Genomic DNA, 19,275 nt, shown 5'->3' on the forward strand with positions numbered 1-19,275 from the left:
GTCGCCGGTGATCAGTCATCACCGGAAAAACAGGAGATCGATTTATGACCGAGCGACCGAAATTTTTCGATGATTTGGCTGGTGTTGCTGGCGGTGCGCTGTCCGCGTTCAGCGGTTTGCGCGATGAGTTGACCGCGCTGATCAAAGCTCGAGTCGACGAGACAATCCGAATGCTCGACTTGGTCCGCCGGGAAGAGTTCGACGCGATTGCAGATGTTGCTGCCATGGCGCGCTCGGAGGTTGCCGTCTTAACGGACCGAATTGCTGCGCTGGAGGCGCAGGTCGTACCGGCGCCGCCGCGCGCGATCGAGTTGCCAGAGGCGGATTCCAGTCAGGATGGAAGTGCATCCACCTGACGGAGAAAGGCGAGCAAATGCAGCAGCGGTAGTCCGAGAATTGAGTGGAAGCTGCCTTCAACTCTATCGAACAGCTACGCACCGTGTGACTCCAGCATGTAGGCCCCGACTGCAGCGAGCACCGCGTCACAGGTCGAGGTAACTGTCGATGAACTGATCGCTGATCTGCCGCATCGTCAGGACGGGTGACTCTAAGCACTCCCACTGACTGTCGTCGTTGTGACGTAGAGAACTGCGGCCGCTAAAAAATGTGTTTTGCCACGCAGGTTCTGATGGTACGATGTAGTTTAGCCCCGATCGCGCGGTTTGTCGAATCAGACACCTGCGCAGTGCAGGACCTGATCCGCGCCGATCGCGAGAGCATCTGGCTGCAGTTGAGATACTTACTGCACTTTCCGGTGCGCGAGCGACAGCGCAAGTTCAGCGATAGACAGCCCGTTGGTGGCCGCGATAAACTTAAGCGATATTTCATCGATATAGGCGGCGATGGTTTCGAACTCCACTCTAGAAAGCTGCAAAATTTCGCGGCGAATTACTGAGGCGCTTGCAAGAATGACTTGCAACTTAGAAACCTTCGAGCACTATTTTGCCGCGGGCAGAGCCTGATTCGATCGCGGCATGGGCACGTCGCAGATTCGCCGCATTGATCTGCCCCATCGGGGTCGTCATCGTCGTTCTCAGGATGCCCTGATCAATGAGGCGGCTTACTGTCTGGAGGACGTTGTGCTGTTCGATCATGCTATCCGACTGATACAGCGAGCGCGCAAACATATATTCTGTATGAATCGAGGCAGATTTGTTAAATATGCCGCTTAGATCGAGCGATGTGGTCGATTCAATCAGGCCGATACGTCCATGCGGTGCCAGGATTGCGTTGAGCGCTCGCCAATGGTGTTCGACTTGGTTCGTACAGAAAATATAGACGGGTGGCACAACTTCGATCGTTGCAAGCTGGGCTGCTAGGTCGTGGTGATGATTGATCACGTGGTGTGCGCCGAGTGCGCTGCACCACTCCACCGTTTCGGGTCTTGAGGCTGTGGCTACGACCGTCAGGCCGGTTAGGCGTCGCGCCAGTTGGATCGCCATCGATCCTACGCCACCCGCTCCACCTATAATCAGAAGCGTGTCGCGGCGCACCCGATCGCGGGGGATCGCAAAGCTTTCGAATAGCATTTCCCACGCGCTAAGGGTCGTTAGCGGAAGTGCTGCAGCTTCAGCGAAGGTCAATGTCTTCGGTTTCCGTGCTGCAATGCGCTCGTCGACAACCTGAAACTCCGCATTGCTGCCGGGGCGATCAATCGCACCGGCATAGTAAATTTCGTCGCCGATCCCGAAATTTGTGACGTGCGAACCGACCGCGCGCACGATTCCCGCAGCATCAAACCCTAGTATGCGTGGTTCGCCGAGCGGCTCGCTGTGCCGGCGAACTTTGGTATCGACGGGGTTTACCGATACTGCCTTGACCTCAACGAGAACATCAAAGCGCCGCGGTGTCGGTTCCGGCAAATCGAGATCAATCAGGGCCTCTTCGGCCGCGATCGGCAGCGAATGAACGAATGCAACGGCTTTCATTGGGTGATCCAGATCTATAATGCGCTCGCATTTGTGCGCTGCGATCAGCCGACACGCAACAGTCCGGGGCCGTAGTCATGCAGCCATGCAGTTGCGGCGGATCGATGAGGGGTGAGACTATCGGTAAGGGCCCAGAACGCAGGCCCATGATTCATATGCCTCAGATGGGCGACCTCGTGCGCGATCACGTAATCCTGAACGAAGTCAGGTGCCATGACCAGACGCCAGGAGAACATCAGGGTTCCGTCGGCTGTGCAACTGCCCCATCGTGATGTCGTATCCTTGACCCGCACGCGACGAAGAACCGCAGCGATCAGGTTTGCTTTGACCGCGGCGCTCACTCTGAACCTTTCGCATGCCAGGCTTTGCAATGCATCGCGAACGCGCCGGGCTAGAAACTCGGGTTGGCCTGATACGCGTATCTGCGAGTTGGCGATCACCGCAGTCCCGCGATGCTTCGGGTCGATGATGATTAGGTGGGTTTTTCCAAACACTGGGATCATACCGCCAGCCGTGATCATCATCGAATCGGGCAGGGCGGCCAGCCGTTCGGCGACCCATTTTTCGTGTCCGCGGAGCAAGGCGAGTCCGGCGCGCCGTGAACTCTTCGGGGGCAAGGTGATCACGACGGCCCCCAGTCGCGGGTCGATTTTTAAGGCAACACGACGGGCCCGTGCGCTGCGCCGCCATCGAATGGATGCGAGTTTTCCGCCGACAACGACGGACTCATCGATCGCTTCAAACGGTGCCGTCATCGGAGCTGTTTTGGCCAGCTGCCCGGCCAGGCAACGATATGATGTTCGAGGGGACCGGCGTCGTCCTCGCTGATGACCCTGTCAGATACTGATGCACCGGCGCTGAAGGTACTACCGGCATCACCGGTGACGAGCGGATGCCAGTCCGGAAGGGGCTTACCATCGGCCACCAAACGATAAGCACAGGACGGTGGTAGCCAATCGATCTCTCTCAGCGCGACGGGGGTCAGCGAAATACAGTCGGGCACCTCACGCGACCGATTTGCATAGTCACTGCAAGCGCAGCTATGCGTATCGAGTAGTCGGCACGAGACGTTGGTGAATTCCAACTCGCCTGTGTTATCGTCGCGCAATTTGTGCAGACAACAGCGACCGCAACCATCGCAGAGAGATTCCCACTCCGCCTCGGTCATCTGACCGAGGCTTTTAACTACCCAAAACGGTTCGGCATCCGACTGCGACATAATCGCAATCTAGCGCTGATCGCGTCATGATGGAATGTTTATCCGCCGAACTTAGCCAACATCGCGCGGAGTGGGTTGGCGCCTGCATTATTGGCTGACATCGTGACGACGATCTGCCGCGGGTCTATCAATTGGCCATAGTACTGCTGATCGAGTGCGGAATCGTTGGAGAAGACCGAGCCTGAGAGCGAAATACCGCCATAGAGACCACGCGCCTTAGCAAAAGTGATGATGTCGGCACCCAAGGCCGTCCCTGTCGAGCCGCCGACACCCGCGCCGATCGTCGCGACCGAAATCCCTGCATCCGCACCAATTTTAAATTGGCTGTTCAGGAACGCATTGAGAGCGGTATCGTTCATTAACATCATGATTACCTCGGCATCCTGAACGCCGATTTGCAGGCCAAAACTGCCACTTCCCATTGTGTAGAACGCTGGATCCGACCAAGAGCCGGTGGCGGCCCTGGAAACCAGGACGCAATCGCCGCCTTCGCCGCCAATGAAGAATCCGGCTTTGAAGATCCGCGGACAAACCACGACTGCCTTTGCGCGCCGCAGAAACTGAGTTGCCTGATTGGCCTGTGATGAACCGTTGCCCAGCATGCTCTCGACCGACAGGGTCGATCGGTCGACCAGTTCCTGCGCGCCGTTCGAACTGCTGGACCCGCTGGCGCAAGCGGACAGCGGCAGTGCCAGGATGAGTGCGGACAGTCCGATCCGTCCCGCTCGCCAGCTATGCGGCCGGGGCGTGGTTTGCGCTGACGTTTCCGACGATTGACCCATTGTAAGACTCCGGAATTTGTTACTGCACGCAGATATAGGCGATGTCAGGGTGATTTGCCTCAGATGGATATTTGTTCATTCAGCGACACCACACGCCAGGCGTGGCCGTGGCGTTCGACGCGGGATACCGAGAGATTGTCGATCGCGAGGCTCAGCGCCTGATCCGAGGTCAGCCCGAGGGCTTCGGCGATAGCCGCGCGGATCGCGCCGCCGTGCGACACGACGACGACGGTCTCCCCCGCGTATGATTTCGCCAAAGTCTCCATGGTGGCGCCCACCCTGGCGCGCAGATGTTTGAAACTCTCGCCTTCCGGCGGTATTTCTTCGCCGCCCACCGGCCAGAACGGGTGCTGTGTCGGGCGATTGGCAAAATCGCTCATCGGCAGGCCTTGCCAGGTTCCGAAATCCTGCTCGATCATGCCGGACTCGACCTGCACTTCGGCGGGGCCGTAGCCTGCGCGCATGATCGCTTCGGCTGTGGCTCGGGTGCGTGCCAGTGAAGCGCCGCGTAGCGCCGACCGTCGGAGGCCAGGCGGGATGGACAGATCGGAACGTCCATCTGCCCGTAGAGAATCGGAAGATATTCAGGGGCGACGACGGCATGACGAATGAGGCAGAACCGCGTTGGAGCTTTGGCTTGGGACATCTGCTGAAAAATCCTTATTCGCCGATGGAAATCAATGCGCCGCTGGTTCGTGCGGCGCGAAACTGGAGCGAGAAGATGCCGATTGCGGCCAGCATCCAAATACCGTTGAGCCCGAGAGCCCACAGGAATTGCGCCCAATTTATTTGATTGATGTATAAAATTTCGCGCATCGCGGAAAATATATGTTCGGCCGGAATGATTTTCGCGATCGGCCGCAACCATCCCGGTAAAACAGCGACCGGATAGAACACGCAGGCCAGCGGCGTTATGCCAAACGCCAGCGTCCAGGCCAGCGCTTCGGCCGATGCGCCGTATCGAAACAACAGCGCGATCACGCCGAGCGACATCCACCAGCCCATCAGCATCAGATTGAGCAGCAGGAGCAGCAGCGGAAGTCCGAGCGAAAAGATGTTGAAGGCATAGAGGAAAACCGCGAGCAGGGCGCCCGGGGCCAATCCGATCATCGTGCGCATGACGGACGCGCATAGGAGCGCGGCCACCAGTTCGCTCGGGCGCAACGGGCTTACGAAGATGTGGCCCAGATTGCGCGACCAGATTTCTTCGAGAAATGAAATCGTCACGCCCATCTGCGCGCGAAGCGCAACTTCCCAGAGCAGAACCCCGCCGATCAGGGCGCCACCGGCCTTCAGGGCTACGCTGGCCTGGCCGTGGACCACGAATTGGGCGGTAAATCCCCAGATCAGCAGTTCGAGCGTGGGCCAGTACGCAAGTTCGACGATCCGCGGCCACGAGCGGCGATAAAGACAGAGGTGGCGATAGACCAGCCCCCAGATCCGGCGGAGCGAGGCTTTCATGCTGATGTCGCCGCGCGCGCGATCGCGAGAAAAACCTGCTCCAGATCGTCGCGACCGTATCGGGCGATCAGGGCGTCCGGCGTGCCTCGATCGACGATTTTACCATGCTTCATCATGAGGACGCGGGAACACAATCGTTCGACCTCGCTCATGTTGTGGGACGCGAGCAGGATCGCTGCACCTGATTCGGCGCGGTAGGCCTCCAGCCGGCTTCGGACATAATCCGCCGTATCAGGATCGAGGCTGGCGGTCGGTTCATCGAGGAGCAGCAGGTCGGGGCGGTTGATCAGGGCTTTGGCGAGCGCGACCCGGGTTTTCTGGCCGGCCGACAGCGCGCCGGCCCGCCGGTCCAGCAGGGATTTCAGATCGAATTCATAAGCGAGGTCGCTGATCCGGGTGCTGAGATCGGGCACGTTGTACAAATGGCCGTACACGGCGAGATTTTCCGCGACCGTCAGCCGCATCGGCAGCGAAACGTAGGGCGATGAGTAGTTCATGCGCGCGAGGGCGGCAAAGCGATCATGCGCCATGTCGTGACCGAGCACTTCGATCGAGCCTTGATCAGGCGCCAGAATTCCCAGCAGCATCGAGATCGTCGTCGTTTTGCCGGCACCGTTGCCGCCGAGCAAACCGATTGTCGCACCGTTCGGCACTGTGAAGCTGATCCGATCCACCGCGGTCACCGCGCCGAAACATTTGCTCAGGTCTCGCACGATGACGGCGCTCATCGAGCGGGATCGGCGGTCTCGGACCGGTTGGCACGCGCCCGTTGATCGTGGCGCAGCAGGAACAAACCCTGCTCGCCGAACAAATTGGCGAGTAGCGGTGCCCGGCGCCAGGGGGCGCGCCGGCCGGCCTCATCGGCGGCGAGCCAGTGTTCGACCCGATATCCCTCCCTGTTGCAAAGATCGAAGAAATCGCGGATCGTGCATGGATGGATGTTCGGTGTTTCGTACCACATCCGGCTCCAGGCCTTGGTCATGGGCATCCTGCCGGTCGAGAGTAGCTGCCAGCGTAAACTCCAATGTCCGAAATTCGGGAAACTGACGATGGCGCGCGTGCCGATCCGGAGCATCTGGCGCAGCACTTCGCGAGGCCGCTCGACGGCCTGCAAGGTGCGCGATAATACGACATAATCAAACGCATCATCGGGGTAGTGCGACAAATCGGTATCGGCGTCGCCCTGCATGACCGGCAGGCCATGGGCGACTGCGCGCGTCACTTCGGCCATATCGATCTCGATGCCGCGCGCATCGCAATGACGGGTGCGAAACAGGTGGTCGATCAATATGCCGTCGCCGCAGCCGATGTCGAGCACGCGCGAGCCTGGACTGATCATGCCAGCGATCAATTCGAGGTCGACCCGCATGTTCTTTGCGACGAATCGCACCGGCGCCGGTTCGATCATGACAGGCCCGCGGCTTCGGCGGCACCGGTGAGGAAGCCGGCGACAGTCCGATGAAAATCAGGCTCGTCGAGCAGGAACGCATCGTGGCCCTTGTCACTCACGATTTCGACGAAGCTGACATTGGCGGCCGCCTGGTTGAGCGCGCGCGCCATCGCGCGACTTTCGGCGGTTGGAAACAGCCAGTCCGAACTGAACGAGACGAGCAGGAACCGCGTTTTGGACCCCCGAAACGCGGTCGCCAACGACCCGCCGTGATCGGCCGCAAGGTCGAAGAAATCCATCGCGCGGGTGATGCAGAGGTAGGAATTGGCATCGAAGCGCCGGACAAAGCTCGACCCCTGGTGTTCGAGATAACTCTCGACGGCAAACCGTTCACCGAACAGGACCGGGGTCTTGGCATTGCCGCCTTGCAGCCGCCGACCGAATTTGCGGGTGAGCGCTGCTTCCGAGAGATAGGTGATATGCGCGGTCATTCGCGCGACGGCGAGGCCGCGCGCCGGGATGACGCCGTGCGATGCATAAAACCCATCGTGAAAATCCGGATCGGCGAAAATGGCCTGTCGGCCGACTTCGTGAAACGCGATGTTCTGCGCGGAATGATAGGGGGCGGTGGCGACCGGTACGGCGGCGAACACCGCATCCGGGAACATCGACGCCCACGCCAGAACCTGCATCCCCCCCATCGACCCGCCGACGACGGCGAACAATCGCGTAATCTGGAGAGAATCCATCAGCTTCTTCTGCGCCCGGACCATGTCCTGCACGGTGATCGGCGGAAACTCGATGCCCCAGGCATCTGATCCGCCGGGTGTTCGCTCACTGCGGGGTCCGGTGGACCCCATGCAGCCGCCGAGCACGTTCGAACAGATGACGAAATAACGATCGGTGTCCACCGGTTTGCCTAGTCCGACCAGCGTGCCCCACCAGGCGGGCTTGCCGGTCAGCGGATGGGGTTCGGCGACGTATTGATCGCCGGTCAGTGCGTGGCACACCAGGACGGCGTTCGTGCGGGCCGCGTTGAGGGTTCCATAGGTCCGGTATGCAATCGCAAGTGGTGCGATCCGAATGCCGCAATCGAGCAGCAATCCATCCGCGAAGGCCTCGTGCCGATGTGGTATTTCGGGGAACGGCGTTTGATCCATGGCGCGCCCGCTATGCCCTCAACCAGCCTGTGTCGCAAGAACCGGGTCTTGCCGTGCGCCGCGCCTCCTGTATCAAAGAGGTCCGCCACCACGATTTTGGGTTCGCATGTCTGATACGTCATCTGTCTCGCCGCCGTCCGATGCGGCTCCGGAAGCACTTGCGCGGTTGCGCGCGGAGATCGATGCGCTGGACGAACGGCTGCATGATCTGTTGATGGACCGGGCTGAAATCATCGAGCGTGTCACGCGGGATGGCGGCAAGCGCGGTGTGCCGATCAGGCCGGGTCGCGAGGCCTCGATGCTGCGTCGACTGCTTGGCCGCCATCATGGTGCGCTGCCGCCACAGACGGTTTTGAGAATATGGCGTGAATTGTTTTCCGGCGCCCTGATGATCGAGGGTGGCTTGACCATCGCGGTGGCGGATGGCGCGCAAGCCGAACTGCCGGCGGTCGCGCGCGAACATTTCGGGCCGCTGACGGGTTTGCGGCGGCACCGGACATCGTCGCAGGCGCTGGCCGATTTGACCAACGGTGCGGCGCACGCGGCGGTGCTGCCGCTCCCCTCGGATGAGGACGACGATCAGGCGGCCTGGTGGGTTGGGCTGATGCACGGCGGTGTGCCGCGCCTGGCAATTGTCGCGAAACTGCCGTTTTGGGCGCGCCGCACGGAAGGCGTGCCGCAGGCAGGCGCGTATGTCGTTGCCGCGCTGACGCCTGATCCGAGCGGGTCCGACCGCAGCCTGATCGGGATCGAGATCGCGCCGGATACCAGCACCGCGCGGATTGCCGGCTTGCTGGCGGAGGCGGGGTTCGATGTAGGCTCGATTCTGCCGCGCCGGGCGGCGAAACGCGAAGTGGGCTATGCGCTTGCCGACGTCGAGGGGCTGGTCGCGCGCGATGACCCGCGGCTTGCGACCATTACCGGGTTTCTGGCGACGCCCGTTATTCTGGGGGCGTATGCGGTGCCGTTCGGCGCGGCGGGTCTGTCACGGTGAGGGCGGATCCGCGGCCACGCCCGTCGATTTTTTCGGTGCCACCGTATGTTGGCGGCGAGTCCGCGATCGGCGGCGTCAACCGGGTGATCAAACTATCGTCCAACGAGGGCGCATTCGGCCCGCCACCCGGCGCGATTGGCGCGATGCGGGAGGCGGCGGGTTCGGCTTATCGCTATCCGGATGGCGCCTCGACTTCGCTGCGTCGTGCCATCGGCAAGGCGTTCGATCTCGATCCCGCCCGGATCGTGTGTGGCAACGGGTCGGATGATCTGATCGGGTTGCTGATACAATCGTACGGCGGTGCGGGCACCGAACTGGTCATGAGCGCGCATGGGTTCCTGATTTACGAGATTGCCGCGAAACTGGCCGGGATGGTGGTTCGCAAGGCTACGGAACGCAATCTGACGGCGGATATCGATGCCATGCTGGCGCAGGTGACGCCGGCGACCCGGATGGTCTTTCTAGCCAATCCGAACAATCCGACCGGCAGCCTGGTTCCCGCCGCGGTGGTGAGACGACTGCGCGACGCCCTGCCGGGCGATGTCCTTCTGGTGCTGGACGCGGCCTATGCCGAGTATGTCGATCGTGCGGATTACGATCCGGGCATCGAGTTGGTCGATGCCGGTCACAACACGGTGATGACCCGCACATTTTCGAAAATGTTCGGACTGGGTGGGGTGCGGCTGGGCTGGGCCTACGCACCCGAAGCGGTCGTCGATGTTCTCAATCGAACCAGGATGCCGTTCAATGTCAGCAGCCTGGCCGCCGCGGCCGGTATTGCTGCGTTGACGGAGGCCGGTTGGGTCGAAAAATGCAGGAGCCATAATAGACAGGCGCGCGCGACGCTGCGGGAGAAACTGGTCCGGGCCGGGCTGACCGTGCATCCCAGCGATGCGAATTTCGTGCTCGTCGATCTGGCGACCGCCGCCCGTGCAACGCTCGCCGATGAGCACCTGCGGCAACGCGGGATCATCGTCAGAAACGTCGCCGCCTATGATTTGCCGCAGTGCCTGCGGGTGACGATTGGCACGGATGAGCAATGCGACGCCGTGGCCGCGGCGTTGACCGCGTTTGTGGCTTTGCATGGCTGAGCCGGTCTTTGAGCGGCTGGCCCTGGTGGGGGCCGGGTTGATCGGTTCATCGATCGCGCGGATTGCCCGCGCGCGGGGTGATATCGCGCGGGTCGTCGTGGTCAATGCCCGAACGGAGAAGACGCTCGGGCGGATTGTCGAGTTGGGGATCGCCGATGTGTGTGAGATCGATCCGGTCCGGGCGGTCGAGGGCGCTGATTGCGTGGTTCTGTGCGCGCCGGTCGGGGCTTATGCGTCCTTGGCAGCCGCGATCGGGCCGCACCTCGCACCGGGTGCGATCATCACGGATGTCGGATCGACCAAGCAATCGGTCATTCGCGACGTTGGACCGCATGTGCCGCAAGGTGTGCATTTCGTGCCGGGCCATCCGATGGCGGGTACCGAGTTTTCCGGCCCGGATGCGGGTTTTTCCGAGTTGTTCGAGGGCCGCTGGTGTCTGCTGACGCCGCCTGTCGGGACTGATGCCGCCGCGGTGCAGCGGATCAAGGCGTTTTGGGAGCGATGCGGCGCGACGGTGAGCATCATGGACCCCGAGCATCATGATCGGGTCGTGGCGATCGTCAGCCATCTACCGCATCTGATCGCATTTACGATCTGCGGCACCGCCGACGATTTGGCCGATGAGACGCGCAAAGAGGTTTTGCAATTCGCAGCGTCCGGGTTCCGCGACTTTACCCGGATCGCCGCCTCCGATCCGGTGATGTGGCGAGACGTTTTCTTGAACAACCGCGAAGCCTTGCTCGAGATGCTTGCACGCTTTACCGAGGACGCCCAGGCGATGGCCCGGGCCGTACGGTGGGGTGATGCGTCATATATCGAAGATAAAGTGATGCGCGGGCGGAAAATCCGCCAGGCGCTGATCGACATCAATCAGGCCTGATCACCGCGCGCCGGTCGATTGCTCGACCGGCTTTGACGCTCTATCAGCACAATTCTCCAGATAATTCAGGATTTCTCATGGCAGGGCCTCAGGCACGGCACAGGCGCGGACAGAAGATCGATGGTTGGATCATCCTCGACAAGCCGCAAGGTATCACGAGCGCTCATGCCGTCGCGAAAATAAAGCGTCTGCTGGACGCGGCCAAAGTGGGCCACGGCGGCACGCTCGATCCGCTTGCGACCGGTGTTCTGCCGATCGCGCTGGGTGCGGCAACCAAAATGGTGCCGTATGTGATGGACGGTACGAAATTGTACCACTTCACGTTGAAGTTTGGCGAAGCGCGCGACACGGATGATGCGGAAGGCGCGATCACGGCAACGAGTGACATACGCCCTGAGGCGGCCATGATCGATGCGGCGCTGGTGGCGTTCCGCGGGCTGATCATGCAGGTGCCGCCGGCGTTTTCCGCGATCAAGGTCGGCGGTGAACGGGCTTATGATCTGGCCCGCGCCGGCGCCCCGCCGGACTTGCCACCGCGCCCGGCCCAGATCGACCGGTTCGCGTTGATCGGTCGTCCTGACGCCGATCACGCGCTGTTCGAGGTGGCGTCCGGCAAGGGGGTCTATATGCGATCGCTTGCGCGTGATCTGGCGCGGTCTCTTGGTACGGTCGGGCATATCGCGGCGCTGCGGCGGCTTTCAGTGGGGCCGTTTGAGATCGGCAATGCCGTTACGCTGGACAATCTGGCCGATTCGCTGCATAGCCCGGATGGTGTTCCGGACATCGTGCTTCCGGTCGAGACCGCGCTGGCCGACATCCCGGCGCTGGCCCTGACGGAAGCCGAAGCCGCCGCCCTTCGAAACGGCATGGCGTTGAGCCTGGTCGATCTGATGGGTCGGATTCCGACTGCGACCAACCCGGATGGCGGGTTGGTTCGGGGTTTGGCGGGGCACCGTTTCGTGGTTCTAGGTAAGCTCCATCAGGGCATGCTGCGACCGGAACGTGTTATTTAACCCCCTATTCAGGAGTATATGCGATGTCGATTACTGCGGAACGGCGCCAGTCTTTGATTGGCGAATACGCCAACGGTGAAAACGATACCGGTAGCCCGGAAGTTCAGGTGGCACTTCTGTCTGAACGGATCACCAATCTGACCGACCACCTGAAAACGCATGCGAAGGATTTTCATTCGCGCCGCGGACTTCTGATGTTGGTCGGCCGCCGTCGCCGGTTGCTGGACTATGTGAAAAAACAAGATCACAAGCGTTATGAAGCGCTTATCGGCCGCTTGGGTCTGCGCCGGTAACGGTAACGATACGATCCTGATGTCATCGTTACGCCAATATTATCTGTGCCACGCCGATTATGCTTGATCGGTGTGCCAGAATGGCCAAAATAAGACCGGAAATGCGGCAGTCCCGCCGCCTTTGAGGAGTGACGAGCAATCATGGCTATTGGTCCTGACATGCGATCCTATCGCGGCGCGAGCGCCGCAGCGGGCGCTGGCGTTTTGGACGAGGGTCTGCGCGCCTATATGTTGCGGGTCTACAACTGGATGGCTTCAGGGCTGTTCCTGACAGCGATCGTCTCGCTGGCAATCTCGCAAACGAGCCTTATCGATATTTTTTATCCGTTGGTCACGACGACCAGCGGCGCCGTTGTCCGTCAGCCAGGCATTCTGGCTTATGTGACGATGTTTGCGCCCATCGGTTTCGTCATGATCATGAGTTTCGGGGTCAACAAGCTCTCGACGACGCAGGCTCAGGGTCTGTTCTGGGCATTTTGTGCGTTGATGGGCGCGAGTCTGACGAATATCTTTCTGATCTACACCGGGACATCGATTCTTGCGACGTTCTTCGTGACGGCTGGAACGTTCGCTGCCATGAGCGTTTATGGCTACACGACGAAAGCAAATCTGGCGAAATTCGGCAGTTTCCTGATCATGGGCGTGATCGGACTGCTGATTGCGATGGTGGTCAACATGTTCCTGCATTCATCGGCCTTGCAGTTTGCCATCAGCGCGATCGGTGTCTTGGTATTCACCGGTTTGGCGGCTTACGATACCCAGCGGATCAAGGCTGATTATGTTCAGTATGGCTATCGGTTCGGCGCTGATGTCGCTTCGAAGCGGAGCGTTTACGACGCGTTGCAGTTGTATCTGACGTTCATCAACTTGTTCATGTTTCTCTTGCAGTTCATGGGCAACCGGCGCAGCTGATGCTAGACTGGCGCACCTGATGGAAGGAACCCCGGAAACATTGTTTCCGGGGTTTTTTCATGAATTATTCGACCGTTACGGACTTGGCGAGATTACGCGGTTGATCGACGTCCGTCCCTTTCAGGATCGCGACATGGTATGCCAGGAGCTGCACTGGAATTGCGTAGAGGATTGGTGCGACGAATGGGTCGCAGTCCGGCAGGATCACGCTGTGAGTGGTGATGTTCGCTAGTTTTGCCGCGCCCGCGGCATCGCTGAACAAGATGATCCGTCCGCCACGTGCAGCCGCTTCCTGGAGATTCGAGGCGGTCTTCTCAAACAACGGCCCCGAGGGTAGCACCGCAATGACCGGTACGCTGGGGTCGATTCGGCGTGGATATAGCTGAGTTCCTTGAGCTTCAGCGCGCCTTCCAATGCGATCGGCATCATCGATCCACGACCGAAGAACAGGACGTCGCGCGCATCCTGGATTTGAGACGCCAGCGTGCGGATCGTCTCATCGTCGTTCAAGACTTGAGCCGCCTTTGCCGGCAGTTCCATCAAGGCTTCCACCAGCGATGCTATTTCGGCGATCCCGAGCGTACCGCGCGCTTTGGCTAGGGCGAGAGAAAATCCAGCAAGAACGGTTAGTTGCGCGGTAAACGCCTTGGTGCTGGCGACGCTGATTTCCGGTCCGGCGATTGTTTCGAGCATCAGGTCCGATTCGCGTGCCATGGTGCTTTCGGGCACGTTGACCACCGACATAACCTTGCAGCCCTGTTGCTTCATGTAGCGAAGGGCGGCCATCGTGTCGGCGGTTTCGCCGGATTGGCTCACGACGAGACCGAGTTGGTCTGGGCTGAGAGGCGGCTCGCGATACCGAAATTCGCTCGCGACATCGGCATCGACCGGTATCCGGGCATAGTGTTCCAGCCAATAGCGGGCGGTCAGGCCGGCATAAAAGGCCGAGCCGCAGGCCGATACCGTCATGCGGGAAATCGCGCGCAGGTCGATCGCCAGTTCGGGCAGCACCGGCATCCGCGTGGCGGGATCGATCATGCGATGGAGCGTGTCGCCGATGACGACGGGATTTTCGTGCAACTCCTTTTCCATGAAATGTCGAAAATTGCCCTTGCCGATCGCTGCACCCGTCAGGCGGGTCAGTTTGATTTCGCGATCGATCGGCCGATCGAGGCTATCGTAAAACGCCGCACCCGTCCGCGCGACGACAACCCAGTCGCCGTCCGTGAGGTAGGCGATGCGACGGGTCAGGGGGGCCAGGGCCAACGCGTCCGACCCCAGGAACATTTCATCGTCACCAAACCCGACGGCGAGGGGTGCTCCGCGTTGTGCGCCGATCATCAGTTCCGGGTGACCTGCGAAAATTAGGGCGAGGGCGTAGGCGCCTTCCAGCCGACGAAACGCGGTGGCGGCTGCGGCAATCGGCTCCATTCCCCGCGCGAGGTGGAGGTCGACCAGTTGGGCGACCGTTTCGGTATCGGTTTCGGTGACGAACACCTGACCTTCAGCTTCAAGCTCCGCACGCAAGGCGGCATGATTTTCAATGATGCCGTTATGAACGACGGCGACTCGTTCGGTGCCGTGCGGATGCGCATTGGTTATCGTGGGAGCGCCATGGGTTGCCCAGCGGGTATGCCCGATACCGGTCGTGCCATCGAGCGGCCGTTGTGCGAGGGATTCGGCGAGGTTCGGCAGTTTGCCTTCGGCGCGCCGCCGATCGATCGTGTTGCCGACCAACGTCGCTATGCCCGCGCTATCGTAGCCACGATAGGCGAGGCGGGATAATCCATCCAACAACAACGGCGCAGCGGCGCCTTTGCCGATCACCCCGACGATACCACACATTACGATTTATCCTTCGCGCGTTTATAACGGGCGGCCCCGCCTGGCTTGTCGATCTGCCGCGCGCGGCCGATCGCGAGCGCGCCGGCTTCGACTTCGCTGGTGATCACGCTTCCGGCGCCGATCACGGCGCCATCGCCGACGGAGATCGGCGCGACCAAGGCGACATTCGATCCGACAAAGACATTTGATCCGACAGTTGTGCGGTGCTTGCTCTGACCATCATAGTTGCACGTGATGGTCCCCGCGCCAATGTTGCTCCGCGCGCCGATCGTCGTGTCGCCAAGGTAGGTCAGATGATTGGCTTTCGCGCCGGCGCCGAGGTGAGTGGCCTTCAGTTCGACGAAATTGCCGACGTGAGCGGCTTCGTCGACGACGCTGCCCGGCCGGATGCGCGCGTAGGGACCAATGATTGCGCCCGTACCGATCGTGCAACCCTCGAGATGCGAGAAGGCGCGGATCACCGCTCCCGATGCGATGGAAACGCCCCGTCCGCATACGACGTGCGGCTCGATGGTGACATCCGGCGCGATCATGGTGTCCGCCGACAGGAAAACGGTTTCCGGCGCAATCAGGGTGACGCCGGCGTCAAGCGCGGCACGACGCAACCGGGCCTGGATCACGGCTTCCGCCACCGCGAGTTCGGCCCGCGAATTGACGCCACGGCACTCGTCCCAGGGCGCTTCGACCACGGCGACTGGCCTCGCGTCGGCATTTGCGACTTTGACGATATCGGTCAGATAGTATTCGCCCTTGGAATTGCGGTTGCCGATCTGCTTGAGCCATCGCAGCATGTCGTCGGCATGCGCGGTAAAGCCGCCCGCGTTGCATAAATCGATCGTTCGCTCCTGTTCCGATGCGTCGGCATACTCCACGATCCTGGTGGCGAATCCTGCGGCGCCGACGATGCGCCCGAATGTGCCCGGATCGGTCGGCCGGGTGGCGAGCAGCGACATGCCGATCGTCCCGGCCGACAGCTGCCTGCCGAGTTGGGCGAGTGTATCGGAGGCCAGAAGAGGGTTGTCGCCGTAAATGATGGTTACGATACCGGTTCCAAACAGCGCCGCTGCCGCCATGGCCGCATCGGCTGTGCCGTGGCGCTCATGCTGGACGACCACCTGATGCGGTGCGGCGGAAGCGGCGACGTTCGGCATGTCGGGCCCGGTGACCACGACGATCCGGTCGAACACGGGTTTGCAGGCTGAGATGAGATGATTGAGCATCGGTGTGCCGGCGAGCGGGTGCAACACCTTGGGGAGCGCCGACTTCATGCGGGTGCCGAGGCCGGCGGCGAGGATGATCACGACAGTGTCCATGAGCGCAGCGGTAGCCTTGCCAAGCGGTTTATGTCAAAGGGTTAGGCGTCACATCGGGTTTCGGAGTATGTCAGTGCCATGGATGCAAAAGCTGTCGTGTTCGATCTGGACGGTACGCTGATCGATAGTCTGCCGGATCTGGCGGCTGCGTTGAACCGGTCGTTGTCACGCCATGACTACCCCCCCCTTTCGAGATCAGACGTTGGCCCGATGGTGGGCGACGGGGCCAAGGTCCTGCTGCAGAAGGGCTATGCCGCGCGGGGCAGCCAGCCGACGGCTGAGGACGAGTTGATCTTTCTCGCGGATTACGAGGCGCATGTCACGGATCTGACGGAGCCATATGCCGGCGTACCCGAGGCTTTGGCGCGTTTGACCGCACAAGGGTATCAACTGGGCCTGTGTACCAACAAGCCGGAAGTGTCCGCGCGCAAGGTGCTGGCGGCACTTGATCTTGATCGATTTTTTCCGGTGGTGATCGGCGGCGATGCGACACCCTATCGCAAGCCCGATCCGCGTCATCTCGCGGCGGTCCTTGCGGCGATGTCGATCGAGAAAGATCAGGCGATCATGGTCGGTGACCACGCCAATGATATGGCGACCGCAGCCGGGCTTGGCGTCGCGACTATTTTTGTCAGTTGGGGCTACGGACAGGCCAACGGCACGATCACGATACAAAGTCCCGCCGCGTTGGTGCCTGCGGTTCAGAGTATATTTGGGAAAGATTGATTACAGTTTCGGGTCAGTCCTTGCGAAGGGCCGGCGCGGTTTTGTTTCAAGGTTTCGCCGGCGCGGCGATCATGGCTGGTGGGACTTCGGGCACCAACTCGATTGAGGGCGGGACCGGCGCGTTGTTCGCGGTTGGCCTTTGTTCCAACGCGACCGTGATCGCCAATTCGTCACAGACAAATTATCTTGGTGCAGGCCAGGCAATGAAACCCTGATCGCGTATGCCAAGCCCTGCAAGACCGGATCATCGGCCATGGGCCGGTCTTGACGACTGAGGCTCATTGGACCATCTGAGTAATCAGGACCGTTGTTGTCCGTAATGAGGTGGTCCATGCTCAGATTGTCGCGTTTGACAGATTATGCCGTTGTCGTTCTGGTCAGGCTCTCCAGCGCCGTTACGGTGGAGACTGCGCCGAGCATCGCGGCAGCGACCGGGATTCCGGAGCCGACCGTTTCGAAGGTTCTGAAAGGCTTGGCGCAGGCCAATCTGGTCACGTCACAGCGTGGGGCGCATGGTGGCTATCGGTTGAACCGGACGCTTGCGGCGATTCCGGTCGCTGACGTCATTGTCGCAATCGATGGACCGATTGCGCTGACGGCTTGCGTCGAGGGTTCGGTTGGAAGCTGCGAAAGCCAGTCGCTCTGCCCGATGGCCGGCCGATGGGGTGTCGTCAATGACGCCATAAGCGAAGCCCTGACCTCGATTACCCTTGCCGACATGCAGAGGGAGGCCGTCCCGAAATCGTTACGCATCGGTTTGTCGGTCGAAGCCGGCACGTTCGCGTCATCCATCGTAGAATAGAGGATTTCATGCCCGCGGTTACTGAAACAATTGAAGCCATCGATCGCCTGACCGATGGTGGGTATAAATACGGTTTCGAGACGAACATCGAGATGGAGTTCGCCCCGAAAGGGTTGAGCGAGGATATCGTACGCCTGATTTCTGCCAAGAAGGGCGAACCCGCATGGCTGCTCGAATGGCGGTTGAAGTCCTATCGGGCGTGGCTCGCGATGGAGGAGCCGAATTGGGCCCGCGTTCGGCACCCCAGGATCGATTATCAGGAACTATATTATTATGCCGCGCCGAAGCGCGAGGCACCGAAGTCGCTCGCCGACGTTGATCCCGAATTGATCAGCATGTATGACAAGCTCGGCATTCCGTTGAACGAGCGCGCGGCCTTGGCCGGCGTGGCCGTCGATGCCGTTTTCGACAGCGTTTCGGTGGCGACGACGTTTCGCGACAGTCTTGCCAAAGTCGGTGTCATTTTTGGATCGATCAGCGAAGCGGTGCGGGAGCACCCCGAGTTGGTTCGGAAATATCTGGGCAGTGTGGTGCCGCCCGGTGATAATTACTTCACGGCCCTCAACAGCGCGGTCTTTTCCGATGGAAGCTTTGTGTATATTCCGCGCGGCGTTCGTTGCCCCATGGAACTTTCGACCTACTTCAGGATCAACGCCCGCAACACGGGTCAGTTCGAGCGTACCCTGATCATCGCCGAGGAAGGTGCGAGTGTTTCCTACCTCGAGGGTTGCACCGCGCCGATGCGCGATGAGAACCAACTGCATGCGGCGGTCGTTGAACTCGTAGCGCTCGATGAGGCCTCGATCAAATATTCCACCGTGCAGAACTGGTATCCAGGAGACGCGCAGGGGCGCGGTGGGATCTATAATTTTGTGACCAAGCGTGGCGCGTGCCGTGGCCGGAAGTCCAAAATTTCCTGGACCCAGGTCGAGACAGGCTCGGCGATCACCTGGAAATATCCGTCCTGCATCCTGCAGGGCGAAGGGTCGTCCGGCGAGTTCTATTCGGTCGCGCTGACCAATAACTATCAACAGGCCGATACCGGAACGAAAATGATCCACCTGGCGCCGAACACGACCAGTACGATCATTTCAAAGGGGATATCCGCGGGGCATTCCAACAACACGTATCGCGGCCTGGTGCGCATCATGCCGAAGGCTCATGGCGCGCGGAACTTCACGCAGTGTGACTCCCTGCTGATCGGTGATCAGTGTGGCGCGCATACCGTGCCCTATATCGAGAGCCGGAATCGGAGTGCGAAGGTCGAGCACGAGGCCACGACGTCAAAAATTGCCGACGATCAGCTGTTTTATTGCCGCTCACGCGGGCTTTCCGAGGAAGATGCGGTCGGGTTGCTGGTCAATGGTTTCTGTCGCGATGTTTTGAAGGAATTGCCGATGGAGTTTGCGGTCGAAGCACAGAAATTGCTTGCCGTGTCGCTCGAAGGCTCAGTGGGTTGAGGGACT

Annotated in this window: 21 protein-coding genes and 1 pseudogene; 10 read left to right on the forward strand and 12 right to left on the reverse strand. The window is 60.6% G+C overall.

Annotation, left to right across the window (positions count from 1 at the left end; all coding sequences use genetic code 11):
* The first annotated feature begins 44 nt into the window (after positions 1-44).
* Entirely contained in the window at positions 45-356 is a 312-nt protein-coding gene (locus B7X49_RS08890) for an accessory factor UbiK family protein (RefSeq protein WP_286702240.1), read from the forward strand.
* A 383-nt stretch (positions 357-739) separates the two neighbouring features.
* On the opposite strand, the gene B7X49_RS08895 is transcribed toward B7X49_RS08890, so the two are convergent.
* The 10 genes from B7X49_RS08895 to B7X49_RS08940 form a co-directional block, all read right to left on the reverse strand.
* A complete protein-coding gene (locus tag B7X49_RS08895) occupies positions 740-919 on the reverse strand; it encodes a Maf family protein (protein ID WP_286839040.1) in 180 nt (59 codons plus the stop codon).
* A 1-nt stretch (position 920) separates the two neighbouring features.
* On the reverse strand, positions 921-1,928 hold the full coding sequence (locus tag B7X49_RS08900; RefSeq protein ID WP_286702238.1) for a zinc-binding alcohol dehydrogenase family protein: 1,008 nt from the start codon (positions 1,926-1,928) through the stop codon (positions 921-923).
* A 44-nt stretch (positions 1,929-1,972) separates the two neighbouring features.
* Positions 1,973-2,683, reverse strand: a complete 711-nt coding sequence (locus tag B7X49_RS08905; protein ID WP_286702237.1) for a M48 family metallopeptidase — start codon at positions 2,681-2,683, stop codon at positions 1,973-1,975.
* Positions 2,680-3,147, reverse strand: coding sequence for a YcgN family cysteine cluster protein (locus tag B7X49_RS08910; protein WP_286702236.1), 468 nt, complete (start codon positions 3,145-3,147; stop codon positions 2,680-2,682). Before B7X49_RS08910 ends, B7X49_RS08905 begins: the two co-directional genes overlap by 4 nt.
* Before the next feature lie 38 nt (positions 3,148-3,185).
* Entirely contained in the window at positions 3,186-3,929 is a 744-nt protein-coding gene (locus B7X49_RS08915) for a lipid-binding SYLF domain-containing protein (protein ID WP_286702235.1), read from the reverse strand.
* 59 nt (positions 3,930-3,988) lie between these two features.
* On the reverse strand, positions 3,989-4,393 hold the full coding sequence (locus B7X49_RS08920) for a histidine phosphatase family protein (protein WP_286839045.1): 405 nt from the start codon (positions 4,391-4,393) through the stop codon (positions 3,989-3,991).
* Positions 4,394-4,589: 196 nt separating this feature from the next.
* The gene (locus B7X49_RS08925) at positions 4,590-5,390 is read right to left on the reverse strand and encodes an ABC transporter permease (protein WP_286702233.1); all 801 of its coding nucleotides are present in this window, start codon (positions 5,388-5,390) and stop codon (positions 4,590-4,592) included.
* Complete coding sequence (locus B7X49_RS08930; RefSeq protein ID WP_286702232.1) at positions 5,387-6,118, reverse strand: ABC transporter ATP-binding protein; 732 nt, start codon at positions 6,116-6,118, stop codon at positions 5,387-5,389. Before B7X49_RS08930 ends, B7X49_RS08925 begins: the two co-directional genes overlap by 4 nt.
* Positions 6,115-6,798: a methionine biosynthesis protein MetW gene (gene metW / locus B7X49_RS08935; protein ID WP_286702231.1), complete on the reverse strand. Its 684-nt coding sequence runs from the start codon at positions 6,796-6,798 to the stop codon at positions 6,115-6,117. Before metW ends, B7X49_RS08930 begins: the two co-directional genes overlap by 4 nt.
* Positions 6,795-7,940: a homoserine O-acetyltransferase gene (locus B7X49_RS08940; protein WP_286702230.1), complete on the reverse strand. Its 1,146-nt coding sequence runs from the start codon at positions 7,938-7,940 to the stop codon at positions 6,795-6,797. Before B7X49_RS08940 ends, metW begins: the two co-directional genes overlap by 4 nt.
* Positions 7,941-8,046: 106 nt before the next feature.
* On the opposite strand from B7X49_RS08940, the gene B7X49_RS08945 reads away from it, so the two are divergent.
* The 6 genes from B7X49_RS08945 (at position 8,047) to B7X49_RS08970 (ending at position 13,123) form a co-directional block, all read left to right on the forward strand.
* Positions 8,047-8,934 carry a chorismate mutase gene (locus B7X49_RS08945; protein WP_286702229.1) on the forward strand — a complete coding sequence of 296 codons (888 nt, stop codon included), beginning with the start codon at positions 8,047-8,049 and terminating at the stop codon, positions 8,932-8,934.
* On the forward strand, positions 8,931-10,025 hold the full coding sequence (hisC, locus tag B7X49_RS08950; RefSeq protein WP_286702228.1) for a histidinol-phosphate transaminase: 1,095 nt from the start codon (positions 8,931-8,933) through the stop codon (positions 10,023-10,025). Before B7X49_RS08945 ends, hisC begins: the two co-directional genes overlap by 4 nt.
* Positions 10,018-10,905 (forward strand): prephenate/arogenate dehydrogenase family protein, encoded by an 888-nt coding sequence (locus tag B7X49_RS08955; protein WP_286702227.1) that lies wholly within the window; start codon positions 10,018-10,020, stop codon positions 10,903-10,905. The genes hisC and B7X49_RS08955 overlap by 8 nt, the downstream gene beginning before the upstream one ends.
* 77 nt (positions 10,906-10,982) lie before the next feature.
* The gene (gene truB / locus B7X49_RS08960; RefSeq protein ID WP_286702226.1) at positions 10,983-11,918 is read left to right on the forward strand and encodes a tRNA pseudouridine(55) synthase TruB; all 936 of its coding nucleotides are present in this window, start codon (positions 10,983-10,985) and stop codon (positions 11,916-11,918) included.
* 23 nt (positions 11,919-11,941) lie between these two features.
* The gene (rpsO, locus tag B7X49_RS08965; protein ID WP_029311806.1) at positions 11,942-12,211 is read left to right on the forward strand and encodes a 30S ribosomal protein S15; all 270 of its coding nucleotides are present in this window, start codon (positions 11,942-11,944) and stop codon (positions 12,209-12,211) included.
* A gap of 141 nt (positions 12,212-12,352) precedes the next feature.
* Positions 12,353-13,123, forward strand: a complete 771-nt coding sequence (locus B7X49_RS08970; protein WP_286702225.1) for a Bax inhibitor-1/YccA family protein — start codon at positions 12,353-12,355, stop codon at positions 13,121-13,123.
* A 64-nt stretch (positions 13,124-13,187) separates the two neighbouring features.
* Here the strand turns inward: B7X49_RS08970 and glmS are convergent.
* Positions 13,188-14,968: pseudogene (glmS, locus tag B7X49_RS08975) on the reverse strand (glutamine--fructose-6-phosphate transaminase (isomerizing)).
* Complete coding sequence (glmU, locus tag B7X49_RS08980) at positions 14,968-16,281, reverse strand: bifunctional UDP-N-acetylglucosamine diphosphorylase/glucosamine-1-phosphate N-acetyltransferase GlmU (protein WP_286702223.1); 1,314 nt, start codon at positions 16,279-16,281, stop codon at positions 14,968-14,970. The pseudogene glmS and the gene glmU overlap by 1 nt, the downstream one beginning before the upstream one ends.
* 78 nt (positions 16,282-16,359) lie before the next feature.
* Here glmU and B7X49_RS08985 point away from each other — a divergent pair, with 78 nt between their 5' ends.
* The 3 genes from B7X49_RS08985 (at position 16,360) to sufB (ending at position 19,269) form a co-directional block, all read left to right on the forward strand.
* Positions 16,360-17,007, forward strand: a complete 648-nt coding sequence (locus tag B7X49_RS08985) for an HAD family hydrolase (protein ID WP_286702222.1) — start codon at positions 16,360-16,362, stop codon at positions 17,005-17,007.
* Between the two features lie 331 nt (positions 17,008-17,338).
* Complete coding sequence (locus tag B7X49_RS08990) at positions 17,339-17,809, forward strand: SUF system Fe-S cluster assembly regulator (RefSeq protein WP_029311800.1); 471 nt, start codon at positions 17,339-17,341, stop codon at positions 17,807-17,809.
* An 8-nt stretch (positions 17,810-17,817) separates the two neighbouring features.
* The gene (sufB, locus tag B7X49_RS08995; protein ID WP_286702221.1) at positions 17,818-19,269 is read left to right on the forward strand and encodes a Fe-S cluster assembly protein SufB; all 1,452 of its coding nucleotides are present in this window, start codon (positions 17,818-17,820) and stop codon (positions 19,267-19,269) included.
* Positions 19,270-19,275 lie beyond the last annotated feature (6 nt).

The organism is Acidiphilium sp. 34-64-41 (assembly GCF_002282635.1).
Classification (GTDB): domain Bacteria; phylum Pseudomonadota; class Alphaproteobacteria; order Acetobacterales; family Acetobacteraceae; genus Acidiphilium; species Acidiphilium rubrum.

Bases quoted from the DNA above. Each gene is read 5' to 3' on its own strand.
- B7X49_RS08890 (WP_286702240.1), top strand. From the start codon at position 45: ATGACCGAGCGACCGAAATTTTTCGATGATTTGGCTGGTGTTGCTGGC.
- B7X49_RS08900 (WP_286702238.1), bottom strand. From the start codon at position 1,928: ATGAAAGCCGTTGCATTCGTTCATTCGCTGCCGATCGCGGCCGAAGAG.
- B7X49_RS08905 (WP_286702237.1), bottom strand. From the start codon at position 2,683: ATGACGGCACCGTTTGAAGCGATCGATGAGTCCGTCGTTGTCGGCGGA.
- B7X49_RS08910 (WP_286702236.1), bottom strand. From the start codon at position 3,147: ATGTCGCAGTCGGATGCCGAACCGTTTTGGGTAGTTAAAAGCCTCGGT.
- B7X49_RS08915 (WP_286702235.1), bottom strand. From the start codon at position 3,929: ATGGGTCAATCGTCGGAAACGTCAGCGCAAACCACGCCCCGGCCGCAT.
- B7X49_RS08920 (WP_286839045.1), bottom strand. From the start codon at position 4,393: ATGCGCGCAGGCTACGGCCCCGCCGAAGTGCAGGTCGAGTCCGGCATG.
- B7X49_RS08925 (WP_286702233.1), bottom strand. From the start codon at position 5,390: ATGAAAGCCTCGCTCCGCCGGATCTGGGGGCTGGTCTATCGCCACCTC.
- B7X49_RS08930 (WP_286702232.1), bottom strand. From the start codon at position 6,118: ATGAGCGCCGTCATCGTGCGAGACCTGAGCAAATGTTTCGGCGCGGTG.
- metW (WP_286702231.1), bottom strand. From the start codon at position 6,798: ATGATCGAACCGGCGCCGGTGCGATTCGTCGCAAAGAACATGCGGGTC.
- B7X49_RS08940 (WP_286702230.1), bottom strand. From the start codon at position 7,940: ATGGATCAAACGCCGTTCCCCGAAATACCACATCGGCACGAGGCCTTC.
- B7X49_RS08945 (WP_286702229.1), top strand. From the start codon at position 8,047: ATGTCTGATACGTCATCTGTCTCGCCGCCGTCCGATGCGGCTCCGGAA.
- B7X49_RS08955 (WP_286702227.1), top strand. From the start codon at position 10,018: ATGGCTGAGCCGGTCTTTGAGCGGCTGGCCCTGGTGGGGGCCGGGTTG.
- truB (WP_286702226.1), top strand. From the start codon at position 10,983: ATGGCAGGGCCTCAGGCACGGCACAGGCGCGGACAGAAGATCGATGGT.
- rpsO (WP_029311806.1), top strand. From the start codon at position 11,942: ATGTCGATTACTGCGGAACGGCGCCAGTCTTTGATTGGCGAATACGCC.
- B7X49_RS08970 (WP_286702225.1), top strand. From the start codon at position 12,353: ATGGCTATTGGTCCTGACATGCGATCCTATCGCGGCGCGAGCGCCGCA.
- glmU (WP_286702223.1), bottom strand. From the start codon at position 16,281: ATGGACACTGTCGTGATCATCCTCGCCGCCGGCCTCGGCACCCGCATG.
- B7X49_RS08985 (WP_286702222.1), top strand. From the start codon at position 16,360: ATGGATGCAAAAGCTGTCGTGTTCGATCTGGACGGTACGCTGATCGAT.
- B7X49_RS08990 (WP_029311800.1), top strand. From the start codon at position 17,339: ATGCTCAGATTGTCGCGTTTGACAGATTATGCCGTTGTCGTTCTGGTC.
- sufB (WP_286702221.1), top strand. From the start codon at position 17,818: ATGCCCGCGGTTACTGAAACAATTGAAGCCATCGATCGCCTGACCGAT.